Raw genomic sequence first — 11,504 nt, 5'->3', positions numbered from 1 at the left:
TTGTGGAGAAAACGCTATTCCCAAAAAGTCATTATGATCTGTTACATAAAACAAATAGCTATGATCAAAATAGTCAGCGATATGTAGGAGATTCTAGAAAGCCAGATTTTAGATTCAAGTGTATTCTTACGGATACTGAATTTCATGTAGAAGCAAAATATCGTTCTAAACCTTTTCAAGGACAATATGATATCCTAAGTGAAGCACAAGCTGATAGTTTTCCTGAAATCCATCAAGAAGAATGTTCTATTTATATTGCCTTAGGATATGGAGGCGCCGCAGATAATCCTGCGTATGTAAGCTTTATTCCTTATGAAGACCATCGTGAAATAAAAATCCCTGTTGAAAATGTACTTATGTATCAAGTTCCTAAAAATACGATAGATAGTAAATTAATATGCAGTCCAATACTAGAAACTACCTCAGAAATACAAACAAATCATCTGATTGAGGAAGATGCTACAACAGCACAAAATAAACAGGAAGAAACGAATCTACCACTTTCTAAAAAAAGATCAGGGCGTACAATAGCGATGGGCGTTGCCATAGCATTAGCACTCATTACCATCGTTGCAGGAGTTTTATACTTCCCTTTGGATAAAAATGATCCATACGAAATTGAGATGAAATCACGTATTAAAAATTATTACGCATTAAGTGATGCTAATAATCTTCAAAAATTAACTACGTATATCTCTCCCGACATGACTTTTTGGTATGGTTTAAAAAATCCATCTGTTCAAGAAGTAATAGACAATATTAAAGAATACCGTAATAAATTTCCATTTTCAGAATCTTCGGTAGATTGGACAAAATTTGACGTCACTCCAAATCCAGATGGGGGCTATTATGCGATCTACCCTCTTGAATATAAAGTAAAATCAAAAATAAAGGCACCTTATAAAGTATATGATCTTAAACTTTTTACAGTTTGGGATAAGGACATGAAATTAGTTAGTATTAAAGAGATTAGACACTAAATAGGATCTAACCCCATCTACACATATTTTCATATCTCCTTTCGCGAAAGCGAAAGCGCAAACAAAAAACCAAAAAAACGCTCACGACATCCCCATCACAGGAACAACATGAGCGTTCTATATATTCTCTAAAACAAGACTAAACCCTACCCATTCTTCAACACCACTCTAAACCTCGCTTTCCCATCTTTCAAATGCTGTACCGCTTCATTAATTTGATCCATAGGGAACTCCTCTACCGTAGGATAAATATCGTGACGCACACAGAAGTCTAGCATGGTTTTGGTGACCGCAGGGCTTCCTAATGGGCTCCCTCCTACTGATTTTTCGCCGCTTATTAAGCTAAACGCAGGAATCTCAAGCGGTTCCATGGGAGCACCTACCGTATGAAATTTTCCTTTGGGTGCTAGTGTCGTGAGATACGAATTCCAGTCTAAGGTGACATTGGTCGTATTCAATATAAAATTAACCGTACCCGCAATACTTTCCAGGGCTTCGGGTGATGTAGAATCAATCACTTTGGTCGCACCCATTTCTAGAATCTGTGCTTCCTTCTCAGGACTAGAGCTAAAAGCAATCACCTCACATCCCCAATGTTTTAAAAACTTAAGCGCCATGTGTCCGAGTCCGCCGATGCCTATGACACCTACCGTATCTGTAGGCGACACCCCTGATAAGATAATCGGATTAAACACGGTGATACCCCCACATAATAAAGGCCCCGCTTTACTCTTATCAATCGCATCTGGTAACGGAATCGCCCATGACCAATGACCCCGCACATAATCAGCAAAACCTCCATGTCTTCCGACAATCGTTCCTTCGCTCTCACTACATAAGTGATGCTCCCCACTCATACATTGCTGACAACTCATACACGAAGCCGAATTCCACCCAAGACCAACAATATCGCCAACTTTTACATTTTTGACAGCATCTCCTGCGGCAACGATCTCGCCTATAATCTCATGACCTGGCACCAACGGATATTCCGTCATCCCCCAATCATTATTCATCATACTGAGGTCTGAATGACAGACGCCGCAATAATGTACTTTTATATCTACCTGTTCGCTCCCGATGTCGCCTAATTCATACGTAAACGGTTCTAATTTTTCTTCTGGTGCCGTGACGGCATATCCTTGTACTTTCATTTTGCTTTTTTTTTGAGTTTTAATAGAAGTACTAAGGTACTTATTTTGCCACTATTTGTTGTGCTCTAAAAGCTAAGATTGTAATCGAATATTCATTTGTGTAGGGTTTAGTACGCTTTCGCGAAAGTATAACCTACCTGTCACGCTGAGCCTGTCGAAGCGCATTATTGATGCCCAAAGCGAACTCAGGATTAAAGGGAATCAGAACTAAAAGAATATAGATCGCTGTGCTTATAGAATATAGAGAAAAGACTAAAAAATACTCATAAACACATAAACTTTTAAACTTTTAAACTTATAGACTAAAAAGAAATGTCACGCTGAGCCTGTCGAAGTGCATTATTGATGCCCAAAACGAACTCAGGATTAAAGGGAATCAGAACTAAAAGAATATAGATCGCTGCGCTTATAGAATATAGAGAATAGACTAAAAAATACTCATAAACACATAAACTTTTAAACTTTTAAACTAAAAAGAAACAAGACTAAAAAGAAATGTCACGCTGAGCCTGTCGAAGCGCATTATTGATGCCCAAAACGGACTCAGGATTAAAGGGACTCAGGACTAAAAGAATATAGATCGCTGCGCTTATAGAATATAGAGAATAGACTAAAACCCTCTATAAACATTTAAACTCATGACTAAAAATCATATATAAACATTTAAACTCTTAAACACATAAACTTCTCAAATCATAGACTCACAAACCCGGTAACTTCGATACAATTTTATAGCATCACGTTGTTCTGATCTAAAATCACTCAGCCTCCTACCATACACTTCTATAAAACTGATGCACAAAATAGAGTGTTACTCTAAATTAAAGTTAAAATAGAGTACTACTCTATTCTCTATTTTCACATAACAGTTTCCCCTCTAGCAAGAGGGGATTAAGGGGTGTGTTTTATTATGGCTTGTTCTAAAACGTGGAGGAGCTTTTTGCTCTTCGTTTTAGAACAGAGTTTAGGGAATATAGTAACGTATAACACCTCCCTCAATCCCTCCTTTCTAGGAGGGAAGTCAAAATCTCATCAACTTTTGGGATATACAAAACAGAGTAACAAGCTATTATTAGAACACTACTCTATTTTAATTTACAAATAAAAGTTCCCCCTTCGGGGGCTTAGGGGGCCTGTCCTATTCTCCCCTTCTCATCTTCCAAACTTCCATCGCGTTTTCGGGCATTTTTGACGTCGTTATTGCCAAAGGTGTATTGAATATAAAAGTTGACATTACGCGTGTCGCCACCGCCGCGACCGTCGATAAAGAGGTTGCCAAATTGGGTAATGCCTTCCCATGGAATGGTGTATAAGACGTCATTGACGGTGATTTTTCCTGTCCATTGTTTCCATGTTTTTTGAACGGCAAGGTTGAGGGAACCTAAACTTTTGATTTCGTAAGTGCCGCCCCATATCGACGGACTGCTGTACCAACCGCTGACTTCTAGTTTGTAATCTTTGGGTAAGGTAAACGTGCTTTGCGCATAGAAGCCAACCGTTTCTTGTGAGGTCGAGATAAAAGCAGGATTGGTCGCGGTGTACTTACTATACGAGCCGTAGACATTGGCGTAGGTATTCCACCAGCTATTGACTTTATAGGGATAAGAAATACTGAAATTATACACTTCCTGATCGGCGACATTACGGGTGCTTAAAAAGTTTCTAGATTCTCCAACGGCTTCGGTGACTTGTGCAAAAAAGTCGCTGACATAGGAATAACTCACACTGGTCGTCAACGTATATTTATAGGTATGTGATAGCTTGACATTATTGGTATATTGGGGTTGTAAAAACGGATTTCCACGTCTGAAACTCAGCTCATCCAATTGATATTCAAAAGGGTTGAGGTCTTGGTAATTCGGACGTTGGATGCGTCGGCTGTAGTTGAGAGCAAAGGAGTTATTTCTGTTGGCTTGATAGGTTAATCCCGCCGATGGAAATAAATCGGTGTACGTCCGACTTACGGACTGATTATCATTTTCACTATCGGCAGTCAGGTCGCCTTGTGAGTCAGTACTCTCGACGCGGAATCCGCCTTGAAATTTCCAGTTGCCTGCGCCTGCGTTGTATTTCGCGTAAGCGGCATAAATCTTTTCATCATACAAAAACTGGTTACTCCTGTTGAGGTTCAGCACATCCATCCCGTTGATGACGTCAAAGAAATCAAAGGTATTATCGGTACGCACCTGAGAAACTTTTAAACCCGTTTCAAAGCTTCCGTTACCCAGTCGCTGTTCATAGTCGGCTTTTGCTGCATAAATATCGATGGTGATGGGGGTATCTTGATTGGTAATACTTTCGTTGAGAATCTCCCCCGATGATGTGACATAAAAATTAGGTTGGTTGTTGAGTCGGTCGCGGGTGTAATGCCCATAATCGACATCGGCACTAAAAACGGTTCCTGTCGTATCCTGATAGCGATAGTTGAGGTTCATACCAATGTTGACGGTATTACTTTCGGAGCTATTGGGCGCACGTAAAATACTGTCAATCGTTCCAGTGTTTCGATCGATGATGGGCGTACGGCTGTTGGATCGGCTTTCGGAATCGTTGATGTTGGTGGTTAACACTGCGCCTACCGTACTACGTTTTGACAGATAATGATCGGCCCCAAAACGGAAGTTGTTCGAAAATCCATCATATTCAGAATCGTTTTGTGCATCAAATATTTTGTCTCCTTGAATTCGGAACAGATCAATAAAACCCGTAGAACGTCCAATGTAGTTGGAATACGTCCCGTAGAGATTCCATTTTTTGAGTCGGCTGGTCAGCGAAACAGAATTATTGGTTCGCAGGTAATCCCCTACCGTGACAGTACTCGAAATACTCCCACGCGTCCCGAGTCCTTTTTCTCTTTTTAAGCGAATGTTGATAATTCCCGCATTTCCCGCCGCATCAAAGCGTGCCGAAGGTTGGGTGATGATCTCGATGCTGTCAATGGTATCTGCTTGTAAGGACTGTAAATAAGCGGTAAGATCGTCGCCTTGTAAGAAACTTTGGCGTCCGTCGATATAGATGAGTACGCCTGTTTTTCCTTCGACAATTACATTATTGTTATTGTCCAGACGCACACCTGGAGCTTTCCGTAAGAGTTCGATGCCATTATTTCCCGCACTGCTCACAGTTCCAGCAACGTTAAAGATCGTCTTATCAGGTTCTACCTGAATAATGGGACGTTCTGCAACAACGGTAACTTCTTCTAACGTTTCGGTAGCAAATTGCATTTGGATGGGTGGTAAAGTCAGCGTTTCTGTAGTGATGGTAATGGATTTTTCGACCGTCGTATAGCCAACAAAAGAAAGGACGAGTGTGTAGGTATTTGGCGAAAGGTCTGCAATTATAAAAGCGCCTTGCTCATTGGTAATGGCGGCTTTGACGAGGGTACCGTCGGTGGTATTAACGATCACATTAACGTAGGGCAGTGGCTCTTGTCTTTCGGACACGACGGTGCCTTTTAGCGTTTGTGGGGCTTCTTGTGGAGATACTTCCGCTTTCGCGAAAGCGGACACCAATAATATCCATGTAAAAAATAGCATTCGAGTGTTCATAGTGGTACTTGTTTGATGCAAATATGAGCTATGTGTTTTCCTTACTAAATAAAGAACCGACGAGACGCACCATAGCCCGATGAGTGGGCAACGGACCATTGGACGGTCTATAGGGCGACTCATCGAAAGTTGTATTGGAATGGAGTGAAATCGTTCTAATTTTGACCGAAATCAAAAAATAAAAATCATGAAAAAGAAAATTTCATTCCTTATAGCAGTTTTGTGTATCGTCTTTACAGCAAACGCAACAGAAACGAGTTATTTAAAAATTAAACTAGATAACCAAAAAGAAATCAGTTATCCGCCAGGAGTTGGTTTTATCGCACAAGATGCGGATGGGAATACAGTGTTAAGTCCTTCAGAATTGGAAACGATTAAAGTATATGAAGTACAAATGCCGATTACCTTATTTGTATTTACCACTTGGAATGACGAACCTGATGTGTACGAAATCTCAAGTGGAACGCTTTCTTTAGGAGAAACAGATATCGATTATAATCCTGACACAACATACACCTACGGACGTGCGAAAAAAGGAGAAACGTATGGACGTACGAAAAAAGGAGAAACCTACGGAAGGTCAACAATGATGAGTAATGGGCTGTCTATGACACGTGCACGTTATTTTGCAAATGATGCAAAAACGGGATATAATGCAAGTATCGAATTTTCTAACGATGTGATTTTTTATTATCGTGATGGAGCGGTATCTGCATGGCAAAACGGAAAAGATCTTGAAATAACAGGTAACTATCTTATTAAAACTAACAAAGGAATTATTAAATTGAGCTACGATCCGTCTGACAAAGAATTATGGTGGGTTTTTGATAAAAACTAACAGATGAAAAAAAGCATATTCAACATACGTATTAAAGAGGTTTTAGCCGTTGTAAGTGTCTATCTTGTCCTTTCTTTCTGCTATCACGTGACGCTCTACTTTAATCGTGGAGGTCAGAATGATCCCAATGATACAATATGGGATTTGGAAGAATGGTATTTTACAGAAGGTCTTCAATACACGTTTATGTTTGTGGCGACAACGATTGTCTGGTTTTTTATATTCCGTGTATTTAGAAGTGCACCACTCAAATATAGACTCCTCCTCCACTTTTTAGGACTTCCTTTTTTTATTCTTTTTGCTTGGAAATTATTTTATCTAACGTGTGATTATCTTGGCTATGGTCACCTTTCGGGCAACGCACAAGTTTGGGATATTTATATTCCTGCGCTTTTTTACCTAATTCAATTTTCGCTATTTCATGCGTATGAACATTACATCATCAATCAACGTCGATTACACTATGAGATTGAACTTAAAAACTCTGCACTCAAAAGTGAATTAAGCGCTATTAAAGCACAGTTGAATCCGCACTTTCTGTATAATGTATTCAATACCATAAATGCCAGCGTCCCTAAGGAAATGGAAGAAACCCGTGAGATGATTGCAGAGCTTTCCGATCTTTTTAGATACCAGTTAAAAGCCAGTCGGGAAGACTATGTCACGCTTGCCGAAGAATTGGAATTTGTCAATAAGTACTTAAAGTTGGAGCAAAAACGTTTTGAAGATCGCCTTTCTATCAATATAACGGTGAGTGATGGTTTGCTTTCGCGAAAAATCCCACCAATGATCTTACAGCCTTTGGTTGAAAACTCCGTAAAACACGGAATCTCCCCGCTGGTCAAAGGCGGTCGTATTGATATTATCATTCAAGAGAAAGAAGGTAAACTCCTTTTTGAAATCAGCGATACAGGCATTGGTGTTGAAGACAAAGAAGCGATATTTAATCTAGGTGTTGGATTAAGCAACACACAAAAACGACTTCAAAAAATGTATCAATCTACCTTACAAGTCACTGATAACCTTCCCAACGGACTCAAAGTGCAATTTGAATTATGAAAAAAGTAGTCATAGTAGATGATGAAAAATCAGGTCGTGCGCTGATCAAAGAATATCTAGACAATCACAAAGAACTCATCCTTGTAGGCGAAGCCAATAATGGCGTCGATGCGATTAAGATTATTAATGAGTTCCGTCCGGATTTGGTATTTATGGACATCCAAATGCCAGGACTCACAGGTTTTGACGTCCTCGAACATCTGGAAGAATTACCGACGATTATTTTTAGCACCGCCTATGATAAATATGCCTTACAAGCCTTTGAAGTTCATGCTGTAGATTATCTGTTAAAACCCTATACCAGAGAGCGTTTTGACAAGGCAATTTCAAAACTGAAAGACAGTTCTCCTAAACAAATCCTCCCGCTTGCCGATCAGCATATTATGTCCAAGACTACCTATCCTGATCGAATTATTGTAGAAAAAGGCACCAAATACGTCACCCTCGCCACCGAAGATATTTACTACATAGAAGCCTACGGCGATTACTCTAAAATCTATGACGCCAAAGACACGTACATCAGTAATCGCGGCATTAGTCAGCTAGAAGAAAAACTAAATCCAAAACAGTTTTTACGGATTCATCGGAGTAGTATTGTAAGTTTACCTGCCGTTAAAGAAGTTTCTAAATACGGAAAAAGCTATTTACTCATTCTCAAAAATGATGAAAAAGTAAAAGTAAGCCGCAGCTATGCGGATAAGATTAAAGAGTTGATCCTTTGATAGATAAAGAGAATCAGGATGAAAGGTGTTGCGTACTGTCAAAAATAAAATGACATTCCCAACAAACGACACTTTCAAAAAATCTGTAGCTCTAGCATTAATGCAAGTAACAAAGAAGCGGGCACAGCCGATTAATTATTAGAGATTAATATGTAATTAATTCTTAACTATATTTGAAAAACGGATTCAACTCTAAAAAGATAAATCCGCTGAAATTCTATTTACACAAAATTTGGATACTGTCACCTTTAAATACCTCAACACATAAACTCCTCAACTCTTAAACACTTAAACACTTAAACATATAACCTCTAAAACTCATAAACTTTAAGACTCATGAGCGAACCAAAAACCAAAGTAAATGATGCTTCTGTCAAAGATTTTTTAAACGCTGTGGAGCATCCTGTAAGACGAGCAGATAGTTTTACCATTCTAGAGATGATGACCAAAATTACAGGTGTAGATCCAAAAATGTGGGGTGGTAGTATCATAGGATTTGATAGCTATCATTATATATATGCTAGTGGTCGCGAAGGAGATTGGCCTATTGTAGGCTTTTCCCCTCGTAAACAAAATATAAGTCTGTATATCATGCCAGGGTTTTCCCAGTTTAAATCTCTTCTCGAAAAACTCGGAAAACATAAAACCAGCAAAGCCTGCCTATATATAAATAAACTCTCCGATGTTGATCTTGAAATTCTAAAAACAATCATCCAACAATCGGTAGATTCTATGAGAAAAAAGTATCATCGCTAGCAAAAAAACACCCCCTTTCTGCTCCATATTACCACCATCTTATCTAAGTATTTCAGAAATGTAAAATCTACCTTTTTACCCTGCAAAGCGTAAAACTTTCGTAACGTTAAGTTCAAATGATTGCGTAGTCAACCTAGTATTTTTAGGGAAACTAATTCATTAAAACTAGTTATGAAAAAATACTACATTTTGATACTCTTACTAAGTGTATCTTTTTTCGCGAAAGCGCAAGATTTATTAATTACAGGTGTCGTAGATGCTACTTTGACTGGAGGTACTCCAAAAGCAGTAGAGCTTTATGTCTTAAATGACATCGCAGACCTTTCTACGTACGCGATAGGATCAGCAAATAATGGCGATGGTTCTGATGGAGAAGAATTTTTCTTATCTGGAAGTGCCACGATGGGTGACTTTATATACATTGCTAGTGAGCAGCCCAACTTCAATACTTTTTTTGGATTTGATCCTAGCTTTATTGACGGTGCTGCAAATATTAATGGAGACGATGCTATAGAGTTGTTTAATAACGGGATGGTAATTGATGTTTTTGGAGATATTAATGTAGACGGAAATGGTGAAGATTGGGAATATCAAGACGGATGGGCGTATCGCATAAGTGGTACGACAGCAGACGGATCTACATTTATGCTAGATAACTGGAGCTTTAGTGGTGTTGATGAACTCGATGGAGCATCAGACAATATAACTGCGACTACTCCTTTTCCTATTGGAACGTATAGTACAGTCGCTCCTATCCTTATCTCTTTTGATACAACGTTAACAGAAGTTTCTGAAGATAACGGTGTGGCGACTATAGCAGTATCTATCTCAGAACCTGCAGATGCTACTGTAGATGTTGTAGTAATCTATACAAATGATTTAGGAAGTTCTTTTACACTAGATACTCCTACGCTATCATTTACGACAGGTGGATCAACTACTCAAAATGTGACCATTACACTTACTGATAATGCTAATGGTAATCAAGATTATCTTGTCGCTATTGCTTTAGAAAATCTAACAGGTGCCGAAGAAGGTGATAATTTGAATCACACCGTATATGTAATAGATAATGAATTACAAGCACCTACGGCTACCAATGTATTAGGAATGGCTTTTGAGACTAGTTTAGAAATCGCAGGTGCAGAGATTGTAACGCACGATGCTGCATCAAACAGACTTTTTGTTTCTAATGCAGAAAATGCTACTGTAGAAGTTCTTGATTTTAGTGATCCCTTAACTATGAGTGTTATATCTTCTGTAGACATGAGTCCCTTTGGAGCCGAAGTAACGAGTGTAAATGCTTTTAATGGCGCTGTTGCAGTCGCCGTAAAAGCTGCTGACCAAGGGAATGGTCAAGTCGTATTTATAGATACCGATGGAAATGTTTTAAGTAACGTAGAAGTAGGATCCCTTCCAGATATGGTCATATTTACGCCAGATGGTACTACTGTACTTGTCGCTAATGAAGGAGAACCAAACGATGACTACACCATAGACCCTGAGGGTTCTATAAGTGTCATTGATGTTTCTGGAGGAATTGAAACACTAGAACAGGCTAATGTAACATCTCTTACCTTTAATGCCTTTGATGCAGATCAAGCTATGCTTGAAGCCGCAGGGGTTCGTATTTTTGGACCTGGTGCTTCGGTCTCTCAGGATTTAGAACCTGAGTTTATTACAGTGACAGAAAACAGTGCTATTGCCTATGTATCATTACAAGAAAATAATGCCTATGCAATTATAGATCTTACCATTCCTAGTATTACTGCCGTTGAATCTTGGGGAGTTAAAGATCATTCTTTAGAAGAAAATGCACTAGATGTATCAAATAGACTCGACTTCGTATTTATGTCTACGTGGAATATTGTAGGAATGTATCAACCAGATGCTATTGCCAACTATACCGTAAATGGAACCAATTATCTTGTAATTGCCAACGAAGGTGATGCAAGAGATTATGATGGATTTAGTGAAGAATCACGCACTAATGATCTTACGCTAGATCCAACGGCATATCCAAATGCAGATATCATCCAAATAGATGAAAATCTAGGAAGACTAAACGTTACTACTGCTACAGGTGATACCGATGGTGATGGAGATATTGATATCATCCATGCCTATGGTGGACGTTCTTTCTCTATTGTAAATGCAGACACAAGAGCTATTGTATATGACAGCCAGAATATCCTAGAACGTATCATCAAAGAAGATCCTGTATACGGAGCGATTTTTAATGCGACAAATGATCATTGTAAATTCAAGATTGATTGAATTTGATTTAAAAAATGAAATCTACCAACAATACCAACAACTATCTGTCAACTTCTATAATAAAAATAGAACTGGAGATTTAATGAATCGGATCAGTGAAGACGTTTCTAAGGTAAGAATGTATTTTGGGCCAGCTGTTATGTACAGTTTAAATATTATTGTTTTGTTTG

The 11,504-nt window shown here is 38.8% G+C and carries 8 protein-coding genes and 1 pseudogene; 7 read left to right on the top strand and 2 right to left on the bottom strand.

Annotated features, from left to right (window positions below):
- The coding region (locus tag Q0505_RS12535) for a hypothetical protein (protein WP_299213332.1) at window positions 1-980 on the top strand (980 nt) is incomplete at its 5' end.
- 146 nt (window positions 981-1,126) lie between these two features.
- Here Q0505_RS12535 and Q0505_RS12530 read toward each other — a convergent pair.
- Window positions 1,127-2,134, bottom strand: coding sequence for an NAD(P)-dependent alcohol dehydrogenase (locus tag Q0505_RS12530; RefSeq protein WP_299213330.1), 1,008 nt, complete (start codon window positions 2,132-2,134; stop codon window positions 1,127-1,129).
- Window positions 2,135-3,258: 1,124 nt separating this feature from the next.
- Window positions 3,259-5,682, bottom strand: a complete 2,424-nt coding sequence (locus Q0505_RS12525) for an outer membrane beta-barrel family protein (RefSeq protein WP_299213328.1) — start codon at window positions 5,680-5,682, stop codon at window positions 3,259-3,261.
- Between the two features lie 187 nt (window positions 5,683-5,869).
- Between Q0505_RS12525 and Q0505_RS12520 the strand changes: the two genes are divergently transcribed.
- From Q0505_RS12520 to Q0505_RS12495, 6 genes and pseudogenes are all read left to right on the top strand, one after another.
- Complete coding sequence (locus Q0505_RS12520; protein ID WP_299213326.1) at window positions 5,870-6,520, top strand: hypothetical protein; 651 nt, start codon at window positions 5,870-5,872, stop codon at window positions 6,518-6,520.
- 3 nt (window positions 6,521-6,523) lie between these two features.
- A complete protein-coding gene (locus Q0505_RS12515; protein WP_299213324.1) occupies window positions 6,524-7,579 on the top strand; it encodes a histidine kinase in 1,056 nt (351 codons plus the stop codon).
- Entirely contained in the window at window positions 7,576-8,301 is a 726-nt protein-coding gene (locus Q0505_RS12510) for a LytTR family DNA-binding domain-containing protein (protein WP_299213322.1), read from the top strand. The genes Q0505_RS12515 and Q0505_RS12510 overlap by 4 nt, the downstream gene beginning before the upstream one ends.
- Window positions 8,302-8,637: 336 nt before the next feature.
- Complete coding sequence (locus Q0505_RS12505; protein WP_299213320.1) at window positions 8,638-9,057, top strand: DUF1801 domain-containing protein; 420 nt, start codon at window positions 8,638-8,640, stop codon at window positions 9,055-9,057.
- Between the two features lie 171 nt (window positions 9,058-9,228).
- A complete protein-coding gene (locus Q0505_RS21440) occupies window positions 9,229-11,334 on the top strand; it encodes a choice-of-anchor I family protein (protein ID WP_366519412.1) in 2,106 nt (701 codons plus the stop codon).
- Window positions 11,291-11,504, top strand: a pseudogene (locus Q0505_RS12495) (ABC transporter transmembrane domain-containing protein); the annotation flags it as partial. The gene Q0505_RS21440 and the pseudogene Q0505_RS12495, both read left to right, overlap by 44 nt.

Origin of the sequence: uncultured Dokdonia sp. (assembly GCF_937910895.1) — a bacterium.
Classification (GTDB): domain Bacteria; phylum Bacteroidota; class Bacteroidia; order Flavobacteriales; family Flavobacteriaceae; genus Dokdonia.
The sequence above is the reverse complement of the archived record's forward strand: the minus strand, read 5'-3'. Positions and strand labels throughout refer to the sequence as shown.

Coding starts and splice junctions, on each gene's coding strand:
- Q0505_RS12520 (WP_299213326.1), top strand. CDS start 5,870: ATGAAAAAGAAAATTTCATTCCTTATAGCAGTTTTGTGTATCGTCTTT.
- Q0505_RS12510 (WP_299213322.1), top strand. CDS start 7,576: ATGAAAAAAGTAGTCATAGTAGATGATGAAAAATCAGGTCGTGCGCTG.
- Q0505_RS12515 (WP_299213324.1), top strand. CDS start 6,524: ATGAAAAAAAGCATATTCAACATACGTATTAAAGAGGTTTTAGCCGTT.
- Q0505_RS12505 (WP_299213320.1), top strand. CDS start 8,638: ATGAGCGAACCAAAAACCAAAGTAAATGATGCTTCTGTCAAAGATTTT.
- Q0505_RS12530 (WP_299213330.1), bottom strand. CDS start 2,134: ATGAAAGTACAAGGATATGCCGTCACGGCACCAGAAGAAAAATTAGAA.
- Q0505_RS21440 (WP_366519412.1), top strand. CDS start 9,229: ATGAAAAAATACTACATTTTGATACTCTTACTAAGTGTATCTTTTTTC.
- Q0505_RS12525 (WP_299213328.1), bottom strand. CDS start 5,682: ATGAACACTCGAATGCTATTTTTTACATGGATATTATTGGTGTCCGCT.